The following is a 15,969-nucleotide window of genomic DNA, read 5'->3' as shown; positions in this document are numbered from 1 at the left end:
CGGCGGTACGCAACACGCCGTTCTTCTTCGGCGGTCCGCCGGGCCGTCGAGGGCCGTGGGCGAGGGGCCCGACCCTCCGGCCGGCCCCTCGCGCGGCGGTCCCCGTGGCGTCAGGCGGAAGGCTCCCGGAGCAGGGGAAGAAGCTGGTCCCCGATGCGGCCGATCTCCTGCTTGTAGGGAGTGTCGGAGAGGACGAAATGCGTGATGCCGAGCTTGGCGTAGTTCTCCAGGGCCGTGGCTACATCGGCGGGGGAGCCGACGAGCCATGTGGTCCCCGCTCCGCCGCCTCCGTATCTGCCCGGGGTGGTGTAGAGGCAGCTGTCGAGCACCTCACCCCGCGCGGCGAGGTCGAAGAGCCGCTGCTGACCCACCGCGGTCCGGCGGTTGCCCGTCCAGGGGGCGCCGTCGGCCGCCGCCATCGCGGCGACCTTCTCCTCCGCCGCCTGCCAGGCCTCCTCGGTGGTGTCGCGTACCAGGGTGGTGATGCGCAGCCCGAACTCCAGCGGCTCGTGCCGCCGGCCCAGCTGCCCGCTCAGCGCCCTGAGCCGGTCGATGCGTTCGGCGACCCCGTCGAGTGGCTCGCCCCAGAAGAGCTGGACGTCCGCCTCGGCCGCCGACACCCGCTCCGCGGCCGGGGACGCGCCGCCGAAGTAGAGCGTGGGATGCGCCCGCTCCCCGGTCACGTACGGGCGCGGGGCCACCGTGGAGCCGGTCACCTGGAAGTACTCGCCACTGAAGGTGACGTCCTCCTCGGTCCACAGGCGCCGCAGGAGATGGAGGAACTCCTCCGTACGCGCGTACCGCTGGGCCGGTACGACGTTGGTGTCGCCATAGGCCCCGAGATCGTCCAGCCCGCTGACGATGTTGAACAGGACGCGACCACGGCTGAGTTGGTCGAGGGTGGCCGCCGCGCTCGCGAGATGTGCCGGCTGCCAGTATCCGGGGCGGACGGCGATCAGCGGCTCGAACGTCGTGGTGCGCGCCGCCAGCGCCGTGGCCACCGTGAAGGTGTCGGGGCGTCCCCAGCCGGTGCCGAGCAGGGCGCCGCTCCAGCCGTGCGCCTCCGCGGTGAGGGCGAGGTCGGTCGAGTACTCGATGGACCCCCAGCCGGTCGTCGTGTCGTCGCCCCGGTGACCGGGCTCGACGGTGTTGGGGATGTACCAGAGGAACTTGGGGCTCATCGTGGTGTTCCGATCACTGATCGGCCGGCGCGCCGGGGCGCGGCGGGCCAGGCCGGTGGCGGGGAGGGGGGACGGGGGCGTCCATGCCGGGGACATCGGCCGTCGTGCCGCTGGAGTCGGGCCGGACGCGGCGCGCACACGCCGGTATGCGCGACGCGTGAGGGGCGGGCCTGAATCAGGACGGACGGCCGATGCCGGGGCGCGCGCCGGCCGGCCGCGCACCACGTATCGGCGGTGCGGGGCTCTGAGGCCGGATCAGGCGCGGGGGCCCGGGCGCGGAAGCGGGAGGGGCGCGGTGAAGGTCAACACCCGGCGCGCGACGCGCGGACGAGACGGGGACAGCGCTCGCTGGGAAGGGGCCGGACCTCGTACATGCGATCGAGTCTCGGTGTGATCCTTCGCCGTGTCAATGAGCCCTGGGCGCGGGCGCGGCGGCCGACGGGCGCGATCTGCCCGGCAGCGAGGCCGCGGTCCACCGGCACGGAGCGTGTGATCCACCGGCCGGGAGGGAGCGGTCCGCCGGCCGGAGACGCGCGGTGCCCCGGTGTGCGAGCACCGGGGCACCGCACCGGTCAGCGTGCCTGTTCGGCCGGGGCGGCGGGCCGGCCGACGGCGGTGTCGACGAGGAATCCGCCGGACTGGTGGTGCCAGAGCTTGGCGTACGCACCGTCGGTGAGCAGTAGTTCCTGGTGCGTGCCCTGCTCGGCGATGCGGCCGTGGTCCAGGACGATCAGGTGGTCCATGGCCGCGACCGTGCTCAGGCGGTGGGCGACGACCAGTGCGGTCCTGCCCTCCATCAGCTGCCACAACGCCTGCTGGACGAGCGTCTCGCTCTCGGAGTCCAGCGCGCTGGTCGCCTCGTCCAGGAGCAGGACCGGCGCGTCGCGCAGGATGGCCCTGGCGAGGGCGACCCTCTGGCGCTGCCCGCCCGAGAGCTTCACGCCCCGCTCCCCGACCATCGTGTCGAAGCCCGCGGGAAGGCCGTCGGCGAACTCGGTGACGTGCGCGGCGTCGGCGGCCGCACGGACCTCCGCCTCGGTGGCGTCGGGCCGGGCGAAGAGGATGTTCTCGCGCAGCGTGCGGTGGAACATCGCGGGTTCCTGGGGAACGTACGCGATGAGACTCCGCAGGTCCGACTGGCGCAGCCGGCTGATGTCCTGACCGCCGATCAGGATGCGGCCCGACTGGACGTCGGACATCCTCAGCAGGAGCCGGGTCAGTGTGGTCTTCCCACCGCCCGACCGCCCGACGAGCCCGATCCTCGATCCGCTCGGCACATCCAGATCCAGGCCCTCGAAGATCGGGTCGGCGCCGCCGTGGGCGAAGGTGACGTGCTCGAAGCGGACGTCCGCCGTCTTCGTGAGCAGGGGCTCAGGCGCCGGGGGATCGACCACGGTCGGTTCCGTGAGGAGCAGTTCGGTGAACTGCGCGGCCTCGGTCATCGAGCTTTCGAGGCGGCGGTAGATCTGGTTGAACTCGAACATGATGCGGGTCGAGCCGGTGTAGTAGGTGAAGGCGACGACGATCGCCTCCACATTGCCGCCCCCGGCGCCGATTCCGACGGCGAGCAGCAGGCCGAGCGCGTTGGTGAGCACCGACATCGGTGCGACGAAGGTGTCGATGCGGAGATTGCCGTAGTCCCACGAGCGCAGCGTCAGACGGCGCGACTCCGCGACCCGTGCGCGGTGTTCGGCGGCCTCACGCTCCTCGGCCGCGAAGGCGCGCACGGTGTCCATGTTCATCAGTGCGTCGGAGACATGGCCCGACACCCGGGCGATCGCCGCCTCCCGCCGGTTGACGAGCTTCTGACGGCGCCGGATGAGCGGCGCGGCGCAGACCGCGGTCAGTGTGATCATCACCAGCAGGCCGACCACCAGCAGGGGGTCGTAGCTCCAGAGGATCACCGTGCCGAACAGCAGCGGGGCCACACTCCCGATGACGTTGAACGTGAGGGTGTCGACGAACTCCTCGAAGCGCGAGGCGAAACTCAGCACCCGCTTGGTCAGCGATCCTGCGAAGTTGTCCTGGAAGAACGCGGCGTCCTTGGCGAACAGGTCGTCCATGCCGGTGACGTACAGGTGCTCGATGCCCCGTGCGTCCACGCGGTTGAGGCAGTGCAGGCCCACCCGCCACAGCGTCTCGGCCAGCAGCAGGACTCCGGCGAAGAGCGCGACGTAGGGGAGCGCCTCATCGATGCTCAGCGTCCCGTCCTCGGCGATCCGGCCGACGAGCTTGGCGACGACGAGCGGTGCGACGTACGTGATACCGATGTTGCCCAGCGCCGGGAGCGCGAGGGCGGGAACGGACAGTAAGCGCTGGCGGGTCAGTTCCCGCAGGTAGCGGCGGAGAGCGAGCCGGACCGGGCCTCTGCCCGGTCCGGTGCCCTGGGACTGCTGCGATTCCATGCCGACCTCATGTCGTGTCGCGGGCAGTTGTTCCGGGCCTCGGCCGCGGCAGGAGTCATCGCTGCGAAAGGCGTGTCACCGCACCGGGCGGAAGCGCTCGCCGCGCGTCCGCGGTAAGGGATCCGGCGGAGAAGAGTCTCCCCTCGCCGGGCAGTCGGAGTCCAAAGGTTTTCGGGGGCATGGGCAGCACAGCGGCTCGTTCCGACCGGTGTGTCCGCGCACCCTGGCACCACGGGCGCACGCACGTCTCGGAGGTGCGGGACGTGACGAGCGGGAGTGCGCTCCGGGGCGCGGCCGGGCGGAATGGTACGCGCGTATGTCCTGATGCGCATGATCTGCGCCTGGTGCGCGACGGGCCCGCATCCGTGCGGATGCGGACGCCGGGGAGGAGGGGACGGCCTGACCGCGCGACCGGGGCGGAACAGCGCCCCGGCGGTGCCGGCTCCTACCCGAACAGGTCCTCCTCCTCGGGGATCACATGCATCGCCGCCTCCTCGGCGGAGGCCGCGGCCCCGTCGATGCCGACGTCCTGGGCGGTGAGTGTGGAGGGCACATGGCCGTCGCCCCCCTGAGTGAGCCGCCCGGCGCGGTCCGTGCCCACCTCGGTGTCGTACGGCTCGCCGTCACCGCCCGGCAGATCGCCGATCCAGTCCTCGGAGGCACCCGGAGTTTCGGGAACCTCCCTGGTCAGGCGGCTGTCGAGGGACTCGCCCGTGTGCTGCTCGGACGCGGTGGTCCCCTCGTCGTCGACGGCCCACGGCCGGTCGGGCGGGGAGTAACCCTCCTCCAGCACGTCGGTGACACCTGTCGTGTCGAGGGTGTCCTCCACGTCCAGCAGGTCAGCGGGGTCGGAGGCCTCCGGCTCCTGCGGCTGGTAGACGTCGTCCCCCCGGTCGCTGTCGCTGTCAGTCATGGCGAGTCCCTTCCTCCGGGTCCCCTGTACGTCATTCCACTCCGGTCCGGCGAGAGACGCAACGGAAAGCGGCTCCCAGCGGCAGTGACACTGTTTTAGATGACAATGAAAACGATTATCGATAGCGTGTGTGCGGGCGGGCCGCCACCGCCGCAGGGGGTGACTTCTGCCTGCCCGCATTCCCAACGGCACTGTGAGAAGGGGGAACCAGTGGCTCATCTGCTGGTTGTCGAGAGCTGGGTCGGGTCGATGAGCAGGCTGCTGCCGAAGGCGCTGGGGGAGGGAGGGCACGACTTCACCTTCCTCACCCGCGACCTGCGGCACTACCTCCGCTCGGCTCCGGAGGGTGCGGATCATCCGCTGCTCACCGCGCGTCATGTCGTCACGGCGCCCACCAATGACGTCGACGCCCTGCTTCCGCAGGTGGAGCGCCTGCACGGCGTTCTCGGGTTCGACGGGGTGGTCACTTCCTGTGACTACTATCTGCCGACGGCGGCCCGGATCGCCGCTCGTCTGGGCCTGCCTGGTTCCTCACCGGAGGCCATGGAGAACGCCTGCCGCAAGGACGCGACCCGCCGTGTCCTCGCGGACGCCGGTGTCCCGGGACCCCGGTTCGCGGTCTGCGCCGACGGTACCCAGGCCGCGGCGGCAGCCCTCGACCTCGGGTATCCGCTGGTCGTCAAGCCGGTGGACCTGTGCGCGGGCATGCTCGTACGCCGGGTCGACGACGAACGGCAGCTGGCCGAGGCCTGCCGGGCGCTGGCGGACTTCCCGTACAACGCCAGGGGGCAGCGGCGCACGTCCCGCATCCTGCTGGAGGAGTTCCTCCCGGGTCCCGAGGTCAGCGTCGAGACCGTGACCTTCCGAGGGGCCGTCACCGTCGTCGGCGTGACGGACAAGAGCCTCGGCGGGGCCACGGCCTTCGTCGAGACCGGCCACATGTTCCCTGCCGCCCTCAGCCCCGGCGACCTCGCCGCGGTGACCGCCACCGCGGTCGGCGCCGGCGCCGCGCTCGGGCTCGACGACGTCGTGGCGCACACCGAGATCAAGCTGACGGCCGACGGGCCCCGGGTCGTGGAGGTCAACCCCCGGCCCGCGGGGAACCGCATCACCGAACTGGTCCGCCATGTCACCGGGATCGACCTCGCGGCCGTCTGCGTCGATGTGGCGCTCGGCAGGGAACCCGCACTCCACCCCAGGGACACCGGACTGCGCAGCGCTGCCATCGGCTTCCTGGTCCCCGACACCGCGGGCACCCTCGCGTCCTTCGACGGTGCCGCCGCGGTGCGGGAGGCCGACGGAGTGCTGGAGGCCCAGTTCGCCGAGGCCGGCCGTGCCGTGCAGGCGGCGGACAGCAACAACGGCTACCTCGGGCACATCATGGCGGGCGACGCCGCGGGGCTCGGCGCCCGGCGCCGTGTCGAGGCGCTGCTCTCGGGCGTGCGGCCCCGGCTGGTGCGCTCATGACGACGTCTCCCCGCACCCTCGCCCCCTGCCTCGACACGCTCACCGGCCAGGCCCTGCGCGGTGAACTCGGCCCTGATCCCCGCAACCGCCGTATCGCCGTCGCCTTCACGACATCCCAGGCCGTACGGCACGACGGGCGGCGCGGCGGATACCGCAACGAGGTGCTCAGCCTCCGCCTCGACCGAGCCGTCGGCTCCTGCGCCGTCGAGCCGGGCGCCCTTCCCGGGGGAGCGGTCGAGGAGTGCGCCGGCGCGGACGTGGCGGCGCTGCTCGCCCATCCGCTCCTGCCCGTCCGCGTCGCGGCGCTGGACGCCTATCTGATGGACGTCCTGCCGCACACCCCGGAGCACGGGGCCCGTCCGGCGCACATCCCCGCCGGAACCTCGCTGGAACGCTCCCGGGCGCGGGCGGCCGTCGTCGTGGATCTGCTGGAACTGCCGCCCGGCAGCCGGGTCCTGGTCGTGGGAGTCGTCAACTCCCTTCTGGCAGAACTTCGTTCACGCGGACTCATCGGCATCCCGCGCGATCTGAAGGGTGGCACCACCGAATGGGGAGAACCCATCGGCACGGACGCCCTCGGGGACGTCGGCCACTGCGACGCGGTGCTCGCCTCGGGCATGACGCTCGGCAACGGCACCTTCGAACCACTGCGCCGGAGCGCACAGGAGCACGGCAAGCCGCTGGTCATGTTCGCCCAGACCGGGAGCGCCGTCCTGCCCCGGCTCCTGGGCGCGGGAGTGGCGGCGGTGTGCGCGGAACCGTACCCCTTCTTCTGGCTCGACGGGGGTCCCGGCACGGTCCACTGCTACCGCGACGACGAGGGAGTCACCTCATGACCACGGTCTCCCCGCCCGTCCTCGCCCCCAACCGCGAACTGCTCTCCCTCATCGGCCGGAGCCCGCTGGCCCGGATCACCACAGGACTGCCCCGGCCCCACCCCGGCTTCTGGGCCAAGCTCGAGGGGCACGCCGTCGGCGGCATGAAGGCCAGGGCCGCGGTGTCCATGCTCCTCGGTGCGGAGGAACGCGGCGAACTCCTGCCCGGCGCACCGGTGGTGGAGTCCACCTCCGGCACCCTCGGCATAGGCCTCGCCTTCGCCGGACAGGCGCTCGGGCATCCCGTCGTACTCGTCGGGGACAGCGAACTGGAGCCGTCGATGCGGAAGCTGCTCCGCTCCTACGGCGCCCGCCTCGAGATCGTGGACCGCCCCGCGGCGCACGGCGGCTGGCAGGGCGCCCGTCTGGAGCGGCTCCACGACCTGCTCGGCCGGCTGCCCGGCGCGTACTGGCCCGACCAGTACAACAACCCCGACAACACCGCCGGTTACGCCTCGCTCGCCGCCGAACTCGCCACCCAGCTCGACCATCTCGACATCCTCGTGTGCAGCGTCGGCACCGGCGGACACAGCGCCGGGATCGCCGGACCACTGCGCAGGCACTGGCCAGGACTGCGCCTCGTCGCCGTCGACTCCACCGGATCCACCATCTTCGGCCAGGCCCCCGGGCCCCGGCTGATGCGAGGGCTCGGCAGCAGCATCCATCCGCGCAACGTCGCCTACGACGCCTTCGACGAGGTCCACTGGATCGGCCCGGCCGAGGCCGCCGACGCCTGCCGCCGCCTGGCCCGGGGCAACTTCGTCAGCGGCGGCTGGAGCACCGGCGCGGTCGCCCGCGTCGCCGCGTGGGCCGCCCGTACCCACCCCGGGCAGGCCGTCGCCACCGTCTTCCCCGACGGGCCGCACCGCTACCTCGGCACGGTCTACGACGACGACTTCACGACCGCCCACCGCCTGGAACCCGGCCTCGCCGCCGAACACCCCGTCGACGTCCCGCACCCGCGCGCCGCGCAGGCCGTGGGATGGGCCAGGTGCACCACCGTCACCGACCCCCTGGCGGAAGGCATGGAGAAGAAGCCGTGAAACTCACCCAGCACACCGTGCGGCTCGTCCTGGCCGAGCCGCTGCGCATCTCCCGCTCGACCATGACCGCCCGCGACGCCGTACGCCTCACCGTCGAACACGACGGGCTCAGCGGCCATGGAGAAGCCGTCACCAGCGTCTTCTACGGCCTCGACACCCGCACCCTGCAGGGCCTGGCCGCCCGCACCGCCGAGCACCTCACCCGCTTCGGCGGACCGGAGACCGCGCTGCACGCCCTGCGCTCCGGTGAACTCGCCCCGCCGGACACCCCGGCCGCGATGACCGCCGCGACCGAGGCGGCCCTCCTCGACCTGGTGGGCAAGCGCACCGCCACCGCCGTCCACCGGTTCCTCGGTTCCCCCGTGCCGCCTCGGGCCGCCACCGCCCGCACCATCTCCCTGGTGTCGCCGGGCCGGGCGGCGGCCCAGGCCCGTGGCCTGGCCGACGCGGGGTTCTCCGTCATCAAGATCAAGGCGGGTGACCGGGACCCGGAGACCGACCTGGACCGGGTACGCGCCGTCCGTGCCGCGGCCCCCGCCGCCCGGCTCCTCCTCGACCCCAACGGGGCCTGGTCGGCGGCCCAGGCCCGCGCACTCCTGCCCGAGTTCGCCGGACTCGGAGTCGAGGCGGTGGAGCAGCCCCTCGCCCCCGGCGATCCCGAGGCCCTCGCGCGGCTCGCCGCCCGCTCACCCGTCCCCGTCATCGCGGACGAGGACGCCGTCACGTACGAGGACGCGCGGCGGCTCGCCGGACGCGTCCACGGAATCAACGTCAAGCTCGCCAAATGCGGCGGCGTCCACGCCGCCCTGCGCATCGCGGCGCTGATCGAGGACAGTGGCACGGATCTGATGCTCGGCTGCCTGACCGCCAGCACGCTCGGCATCGCCCCCGCGGTCCACATCGCCGACCGCGCCCGCTGGACCGACCTCGACGGCCACCTCCTGCTGGCCCACGACCCCTGGACCGGCATCGGCGGCACCGACGGATTCGTGAGCACCACCGGGGAGCCCGGACTCGGCGTCCGGCCCCGTGCCGAAGCCGGGACCTGGAGCGAGGCCTCATGAGGACCTGGCACGAGATCCGGAGCTTCCCGCTCGCCATCCGACTGCTGCTCGTCAACCAGTTCGGCGTCAACACCGGCTTCTACCTGCTCATCCCCTACCTCGCCACCCACCTCGGCGACGACCTCGGCATGTCGGCGGCCGTCGTCGGCATCGTCCTCGGTGTCCGCAACCTCAGCCAGCAGGGCCTCTTCCTCATAGGCGGGTCCGCCGCCGACCGGCTCGGCGCCCGGGGCGTCATCATCACCGGCTGCGCGATACGCACCGTCGGCTTCGCCCTCTTCGCCCTCGGCGACGGACTGCCCGTCCTGCTCGCCGCATCCGTGCTCAGCGGAGTGGCCGGCGCCCTCTTCAACCCCGCCGTCCGCACCTACCTCGCCCTGGAGGCGGGCGAGCGCAAGGCCGAGGCGTTCGCCCTCTTCAACGTCTTCGCCACCACCGGGGCGCTCGTCGGCCCGCTCCTGGGGAGCGCCCTGCTGCTCGTCGACTTCCGCGCCTCCGCGCTCACCGCCGCCGGGATATTCGCCCTCCTCACCGTCGCCCAGGCCCTGGTCCTCCCGGCCCGCGACGTGGCCCCGGCCAGGAGCCGCATCACCGCCGACTGGCGGGAAGCCGTCGGCAACCGCGCCTTCCTCGCCTTCGCCCTGGCCATGGTCGGCATGTTCACCCTGGAGAACCAGCTCTATCTGCTGCTGCCCGACGGCGCCCGGCACGCCAGCGGCTGGGACGGTGCCGCAGGCCTGGTCTTCCTCACGGGAACCATCGCGGGGATCACGCTCCAACTGCGGATCACCCGCACGCTGAAGGGGCGCGGTACCAGAGGCCGTTGGATCGCCGCCGGGCTCGTGCTGATGGGCCTCGCCTTCGTACCGCCGATGCTCGTCGCGGGCGACGGCACACCGCCGGACGGCACCCTGGACGCGGCCCTGCGCGTGCTGCCCGTGCTGGCCGGAGCGCTGCTGCTCCACCTCGGGGTGATGACCGCGCAGCCCTTCGTCATGGAACTGATCCCCGGCTTCGGCCGGCAGGATCTGACAGGAACGTACTTCGGCATCTTCTATGCCGTCTCCGGCATCGCGGCAGCCGTCGGCAACACGGCCGTCGGATGGGCCATGGACGCCGCGCAGCGGGGCGGGGCGGACAACGGCGCCGTCGAACTCCTGCCCTGGGCCTGCTGCCTGGTGACCGGCCTGATCTCGGCCGCCGCCGTGGCCCGGCTGCAGCGCGGGGGCGGCCTTCCCTCGACCCGGCCCGAACCCGTGGCGGTGACGGCGTGAAGCGGCGCACGGGCAACCTGCTCACCGACCGGCCGGAGCTGTACGAGGCACGGTTCCCCGACCCCGAACGGCTTGCCGGACGCTGGGCGGAGGACTGCCTGCGGCGGTACGGGGCGGGGCCGGCCGTCCTGGACCTCGGCTGCGGGACCGGCCGCGACGCGGCCTTCCTCCACCACGCGGGCCGCCGGGTCACGGCCGCCGACCTGTCCGCCACCATGCTCGCCCACGCCCGCACCCACCACCCGGGCCCGGAGCACGTACTGGCCGATCTCAGCCGGTTCGATTTCGGACAGGGCGTCTTCGACGCGGTGGTGTGCCTCGACAGCTCACTGCTCTACTGCCACTCGAACGAGCAGCTCGACGGCTTCCTCACGTCCTGCCACCGCACCCTTGTGCCCGGCGGTCTGCTGGTCGCGGAGATGCGCAACGGCGCCTGGTTCCTGGGCCGGGCGGAACCTCCCGCCGAGCCGGCCGTCTCCCGCTTCACCCTGGACGGCATCACCTACCGCTCCACCACCGCCCTGCGCATCGACCGCGCCGCGCAACTCCTGCGGCGCACCCGCCACTGGACCGCCGACGACGGCACCCCGCCCGTCGAGGAGCACTCCGCGTGGCGGCTGCTCCTGCCCCAGGAACTGCGCCACTTCCTCACCGCCCACGGCTTCGACGTCCTCGGCCTGTACGACGGCCCCGGGCCACGCACCGAACCGGCCTGGCGGCCGGGCGCCGGACCCGGCACCGCCGCAGACGGCGACCGGCTCCACCTCGTCGCGAGGAAGCCGAGGAAGCCGCACACGACATCAGCACCACCCCCAGCCCCAGCAGGAAAGCGAGTACGGCCATGACCGCACCCCACGACAGACACGAGAGCTTCCCCGCCCTGCGCAGGCGCGGCTTCCTCGCCGCAACCGGGGGAGTGGCCGGCGCCGGGGCGCTCGCGCTCGCGGGATGCTCGGGACCCGGCGCCACCCAGGACCCGGCGGGGAAGGCGACCGGCGCTCCCCGGCGGGGCGGCCGGCTCCGTGCCGCCTTCGCCGGAGGCGGCGCGAGCGAGACCCTCGACCCGCACCTGGGCAACCTCTTCGCCGACGCGGCCCGGGGCAAGGCGCTCTTCGACAAGCTCGCCGACTACGGCGCCGACCTGTCGGCCGAACCGCGCCTCGCCGAGACCTGGGAGCCGAACGCCGCGCTCGACCGCTGGAAGGTCACCCTGCGGCAGGCGGACTTCCACGACGGGAAGCCGGTGACCGCCGCCGACGTCCTGTACAGCTACCGCCGCATCGCCGACCCCGAACAGGCCTACCGCGCCCGCGCGTCCCTGGAACCCGTCGATCTGAGGGCGAGCCGCGCCACGGGCAGGCGCACCCTCGAATTCGTACTCAAGCGCCCGACGGCCGAGTTCCCCAACGTCATGGCGGCGTTCGGCACCCACATCGTCCAGGACGGCGCCACCTCCTTCGACCGTGACCCGGTGGGAACGGGCCCCTTCAGGTTCGTCTCCTTCACCCCCGGGCGCTCCACCGTCCTGCGGCGCAACGACGCCTACTGGGACGGCGCCCCGTATCTCGACGAGCTCGAATTCATCGTCGCCAACGAGGAGTCCGCCCGCGTCAACGCCCTCCTCGGCGGCCAGATCGAATACGCCCACGAGCTCAACCCCGCCACCGGACGCGCCCACGAGAAGGCCGGAGCGATCGAGATCGTGCGCCTGCGGAACAGCGCCATGCAGGCCTTCGCCATGAAGACCGACCGGCCGCCCTTCGACGATCCCCTGGTCCGCCAGGCGTTCTTCCACATCGCCGGCCGCAGGGAACTGGTGGACGGCGCACTGTCCGGCGCGGGGGAGGTGGGCAACGATCTCTTCGGCAAGGGATACGAGTACTACGCCGACGAACTCCCGCAGCGTGAACAGGACATCGACCGCGCCCGCGCTCTGCTCGCGCGGGCGGGCGCGGACGGACTGAGGGTCACCCTCGACACCTCGGCCGTCGCCGCGGGCTTCACCGAGGCCGCCGGAATCTTCCGGGACCAGGCGGCACGCGCCGGAGTCACCGTCGAGGTCCGGATGGGCAGCAAGGACTCCTACTGGAAGGACATCCTCGACTCCGGCACGCTCTGCTGCTACCGGTCCGGGGCCATGCCGATCGAGTCGCACATCTCCCAGCGGCTGCTGACCGGATCCACCACCAACGCCACCCGATGGCAGGACAAGAAGTTCGACGCGCTCTACCAGCAGGCCCAGTCCACGAAGGACAGGACGGCGCGCGCCGCCCTCTACGGCCGGATGCAGCGACAACTGCACGCCGAAGGAGGCTTCCTGGTCTGGGGGTTCGGTGACTGGATACTCGGCACCACCCGCTCCCTGCGCGGCGTCGCACGCGAAGCGCCCGCCAACACCCTGGACTGGGCCCGCTTCGACAAGGTCTGGCTGGCGTGAACGGACCGCGCTCCTGGATCGCCCGGCGGCTCCTCCTCGGAGCGGCACAGACCGCGGCCGTCGTGCTGCTGGTCTTCGCGCTCACCGAGGCGCTCCCGGGCGACGCGGCCGTGGCCTTCGCGGGCGACCAGCCCGACCCGCAACGCATCGAGGCGGTACGCGAGGCGATGGGACTCGACCGGCCCGCCCACGAGCGGCTGGCCGAGTGGGTCACGGGCCTGCTGCACGGCGACCTCGGCACCTCGCTCACCTCCGGGCGGCCCGTCTCCGGCTTCCTCGCCGACGGCTTCGGCCCCACCCTGCTCCTTGCCGCAGTCACCGTCCTGCTCCTGGTGCCCGCCGGGGTGGGCCTCGGAGTGCTCGCCGCCCGCCACGAGGGACGGTTCACCGACCGGCTGATCAGCTCCGCCACACTCGGCGTCTACGCCGTCCCCGAATTCGCCCTCGGGGTGCTGCTGGTGAGCGTCCTCGCCCTGCGGCTCGGCTGGCTCCCGCCGACCGCCGTCGGGTACGGCGACGGTCTGCTCGCCCACCCCTCCGTGCTCGTCCTGCCCGTCCTGGTCCTGCTCGCCCGGCCCGTCTGTTCGCTGGCACGGCTGGTCAGGGCGGGCATGATCGAGGCGCTCGCCACCCCGTACGCCGCCCAGGCCCGGCGGTACGGCATCCCCGGCGCCCGCATCCGCTACGGGCACGCCCTGCCCAACGCCCTCGCACCCGCCACCCAGCAGCTCGCCCGCACCATCGACTGGCTGCTGTGCGGAGTCGTCGTCGTGGAGGCCCTGTACGTGATCCCAGGACTCGGCACCGTCCTCATGAACGCGGTGGCCGACCGCGACATCCCCGTCGTGCAAGGTCTCGCCGTCGTGTTCGGGCTCGCCACCGTCGTGCTCAACCTCGGCGCGGACCTCGTCACCCACCGGCTCGCACCCCGCTCGGCGGTGGCCGCGTGAGCCGTCTGCGGAGATACGGTCCCGGAGCCGCCGTCGCCGCGCTCCCGCTGGCCCTCGCCCTCGCCGGACCGCTCCTGGCCGGTGACCCACCGGCACGCGCCGCCTCCTTCACGCTCGGCGGAGGCCACTGGCTCGGCACCGACTTCGTCGGCCGGGACGTCGTGCACCAGATACTGCTCGGCGGCCGGTCCGTGGTCCTCGTCGCCCTCGCCGCGACGGCCCTCGCGTATCTCGTCGCCCTGCCCCTCGGACTGATCGGCGCGCTCACCCACCGCAGATGGCTGGAGGAGGTGCTGATGCGCCCCCTGGACGTGCTGCTGGCCGTTCCTTCCCTGCTCATGCTCCTGCTGGTCGCCGCCGCGTTTCCGCCCGGCGCCGCCGGACTCACGCTGCTGGTGGCCTTCGTCTCCGTACCGGACGCGGCCCGGATCGTGCGCGCGGCGGCTGCCGAGGCGGCGTCCCGGCCGGCCGTGGAGGCGCTGCGGATGCAGGGTGAGAGCTGGTGGCGCATGGCCGTCGGATACGTCGGCAGGTCCATCCTGCGCACCCTGGCCGCGGACGCCGGTATCCGGCTGACCGGAGTGCTCTACCTCGTCGCCACCGCGGCGTTCCTGGGCATCGGAGTCGCCCCGGACGCCGCCGACTGGGCGGTGATGGTCGACCGCAACCGCACCGGACTCCTCATCCAGCCCTGGGCCGTCGTCGTGCCCGCCCTGCTCATCATCGCGCTGACGACGGGCAGCAACCTGCTCGTCGACGCCGCCATGGAGAAGCCCACCCCGTCCCGGAAGGGCCGCCGCCCATGAACCACAAGCCCCCGCTCGCCACCGTCACCGGGCTCACCGTCGAGGTCGACGGTCAGGTGCTCGTCGACCGGGTCTCGCTCGAGATCCGGCCCGGCACCGTCACCGCCCTGGTCGGCCCCTCCGGCAGCGGCAAGACCACCACCGGCCTGGCCCTGCTCGGCGAGTATCCGGCGGGCGCCCGGGTCACCGGCGAGGTGACCGTGGACAGGGCCCTGACCGGCTACGTCCCCCAGCACCCCGCGGCCGTGCTCAACCCCGCCCGCAGGGCCGGCACCCTCCTGCACGACATGGCCCGGCAGCAGGTCCGTGACCTGCCCCGCGCGAGGCGCCGCGGCGCAGCCGCGGAACGCGTCACCGGCGCGCTCGCCGACGCCCAGCTCGACGACGGCGACGCCCTGCTGCGCCGCTATCCGCACCAGTTGTCCGGCGGCCAGCAGCAACGCGCCGTCCTGGCACAGGCGCTGCTGCTCGGTGCCCGTATCGTCGTCGCCGACGAGCCCACCACCGGGCAGGACGCCCTGACCAAGCGCCGCATCGTCGACGAACTGGCCGCCGTCACACGCAGGGGCATCGCCGTCCTGCTGCTCAGCCACGACCTCGACGTCGTCCGCGAACTCGCCGACGAGGTCCTGGTGATGCGCGGCGGCAGAGTGGTGGAACAGGGCCCGGCACACGTGGTCCTGGACGCGCCCGCACACCCGTGGGCGGAGGAACTCCTCGCCGAGCCGCGGACCGTGCCGTACGCGGACCCCGGCCGGACCGGCGACGAGGTTCTTACCGTCACCGACATGACGGCCCGTCATCGCAGCGGCGGCGCCCGTGTCCCGGTGCTCCGGGTGGACCGTCTCACCCTGCGCCGCGGCGAATGCCTGGCCGTCGTCGGACGCTCGGGCAGCGGCAAGACCACCCTCGCCCGCTGCCTCGCCGGACTCCACAGCGACCACACCGGCGAGATCCGGCTGGACGGCACGACGCTGCCCCGCAGCCTGCGCGCCCGCGGCCGGGAACAGCTCGCGGCCGTGCAGTACGTCTTCCAGGACGCGCGGGCCGCATTCGACGAGCACCGGCCGGTCGTCGACCAGGTGGCCCGCACCGCGGTACGTCTGCGCGGTGCGGGCCCGCAGGAGGCGACGGCTCAGGCCCGGCGCGCCCTCGCCGGCCTCGGTCTGGACGAGAGCCGCGCCCGCAGGCCGCCCTCCCGGCTGTCCGGCGGCGAACTCCAGCGCGCGGCCCTCGCCAGGGCGCTCCTCGCCCGGCCCCGGGTGCTGGTCTGCGACGAGATCACCTCAGGACTGGACCCCACGGCCCGCCGCTCCCTGCTGGACCTGCTCGCGCAGCTGCTCCGCGGGAACGACGGGCTGAGCGTCGTACTGATCACGCACGACCTCGACACCGCGGCCCCGGCGAACCGCATCGCGGTGCTGGACGACGGCCGGATCGTCGAGGAAGGGCTTGCCGGACAGATCCTGACCGCCCCCGGGCACCCGTTCACGGTCTCCCTGCTCGGCGCATCGACGCGATGGGGAGCCGCCGTACGCCCATGAACCGTGGCGC

13 protein-coding genes are annotated in these 15,969 nt (G+C 72.9%); 10 read left to right on the top strand and 3 right to left on the bottom strand.

Features of this window, described 5'->3' with window-relative positions:
• Nucleotides 1–110: 110 nt before the first annotated feature.
• From AMK10_RS33200 to AMK10_RS33190, 3 genes are all read right to left on the bottom strand, one after another.
• Nucleotides 111–1,181: an LLM class flavin-dependent oxidoreductase gene (locus AMK10_RS33200; protein ID WP_073752808.1), complete on the bottom strand. Its 1,071-nt coding sequence runs from the start codon at nucleotides 1,179–1,181 to the stop codon at nucleotides 111–113.
• Nucleotides 1,182–1,753: 572 nt separating this feature from the next.
• Nucleotides 1,754–3,586 (bottom strand): ABC transporter ATP-binding protein, encoded by a 1,833-nt coding sequence (locus AMK10_RS33195; RefSeq protein ID WP_073752806.1) that lies wholly within the window; start codon nucleotides 3,584–3,586, stop codon nucleotides 1,754–1,756.
• A 445-nt stretch (nucleotides 3,587–4,031) separates the two neighbouring features.
• Nucleotides 4,032–4,499 carry a DUF5709 domain-containing protein gene (locus AMK10_RS33190; protein WP_073752804.1) on the bottom strand — a complete coding sequence of 156 codons (468 nt, stop codon included), beginning with the start codon at nucleotides 4,497–4,499 and terminating at the stop codon, nucleotides 4,032–4,034.
• Between the two features lie 210 nt (nucleotides 4,500–4,709).
• On the opposite strand from AMK10_RS33190, the gene AMK10_RS33185 reads away from it, so the two are divergent.
• From AMK10_RS33185 to AMK10_RS33140, 10 genes are read left to right on the top strand one after another with little or no spacing between them, the layout of a single operon-like run.
• Entirely contained in the window at nucleotides 4,710–5,966 is a 1,257-nt protein-coding gene (locus AMK10_RS33185; RefSeq protein WP_073752802.1) for an ATP-grasp domain-containing protein, read from the top strand.
• Nucleotides 5,963–6,802, top strand: coding sequence for a hypothetical protein (locus AMK10_RS33180; RefSeq protein ID WP_073752800.1), 840 nt, complete (start codon nucleotides 5,963–5,965; stop codon nucleotides 6,800–6,802). Before AMK10_RS33185 ends, AMK10_RS33180 begins: the two co-directional genes overlap by 4 nt.
• A complete protein-coding gene (locus tag AMK10_RS33175; RefSeq protein WP_073752798.1) occupies nucleotides 6,799–7,884 on the top strand; it encodes a PLP-dependent cysteine synthase family protein in 1,086 nt (361 codons plus the stop codon). The genes AMK10_RS33180 and AMK10_RS33175 overlap by 4 nt, the downstream gene beginning before the upstream one ends.
• Nucleotides 7,881–8,948, top strand: a complete 1,068-nt coding sequence (locus tag AMK10_RS33170) for an enolase C-terminal domain-like protein (protein ID WP_073752796.1) — start codon at nucleotides 7,881–7,883, stop codon at nucleotides 8,946–8,948. Before AMK10_RS33175 ends, AMK10_RS33170 begins: the two co-directional genes overlap by 4 nt.
• Entirely contained in the window at nucleotides 8,945–10,222 is a 1,278-nt protein-coding gene (locus tag AMK10_RS33165) for an MFS transporter (protein ID WP_073752794.1), read from the top strand. The genes AMK10_RS33170 and AMK10_RS33165 overlap by 4 nt, the downstream gene beginning before the upstream one ends.
• Complete coding sequence (locus tag AMK10_RS33160) at nucleotides 10,219–11,067, top strand: class I SAM-dependent DNA methyltransferase (RefSeq protein WP_079180966.1); 849 nt, start codon at nucleotides 10,219–10,221, stop codon at nucleotides 11,065–11,067. Before AMK10_RS33165 ends, AMK10_RS33160 begins: the two co-directional genes overlap by 4 nt.
• Nucleotides 11,064–12,659, top strand: a complete 1,596-nt coding sequence (locus AMK10_RS33155) for an ABC transporter substrate-binding protein (protein WP_073752792.1) — start codon at nucleotides 11,064–11,066, stop codon at nucleotides 12,657–12,659. The genes AMK10_RS33160 and AMK10_RS33155 overlap by 4 nt, the downstream gene beginning before the upstream one ends.
• Nucleotides 12,656–13,609 carry an ABC transporter permease gene (locus tag AMK10_RS33150; RefSeq protein WP_073752790.1) on the top strand — a complete coding sequence of 318 codons (954 nt, stop codon included), beginning with the start codon at nucleotides 12,656–12,658 and terminating at the stop codon, nucleotides 13,607–13,609. The genes AMK10_RS33155 and AMK10_RS33150 overlap by 4 nt, the downstream gene beginning before the upstream one ends.
• Nucleotides 13,606–14,415, top strand: a complete 810-nt coding sequence (locus AMK10_RS33145) for an ABC transporter permease subunit (protein ID WP_073752788.1) — start codon at nucleotides 13,606–13,608, stop codon at nucleotides 14,413–14,415. Before AMK10_RS33150 ends, AMK10_RS33145 begins: the two co-directional genes overlap by 4 nt.
• Nucleotides 14,412–15,959 (top strand): ABC transporter ATP-binding protein, encoded by a 1,548-nt coding sequence (locus AMK10_RS33140; protein ID WP_073752786.1) that lies wholly within the window; start codon nucleotides 14,412–14,414, stop codon nucleotides 15,957–15,959. The genes AMK10_RS33145 and AMK10_RS33140 overlap by 4 nt, the downstream gene beginning before the upstream one ends.
• Nucleotides 15,960–15,969 lie beyond the last annotated feature (10 nt).

This window comes from Streptomyces sp. CB02058 (assembly GCF_001905505.1).
Classification (GTDB): domain Bacteria; phylum Actinomycetota; class Actinomycetes; order Streptomycetales; family Streptomycetaceae; genus Streptomyces.
The sequence above is the reverse complement of the archived record's forward strand: the minus strand, read 5'-3'. Positions and strand labels throughout refer to the sequence as shown.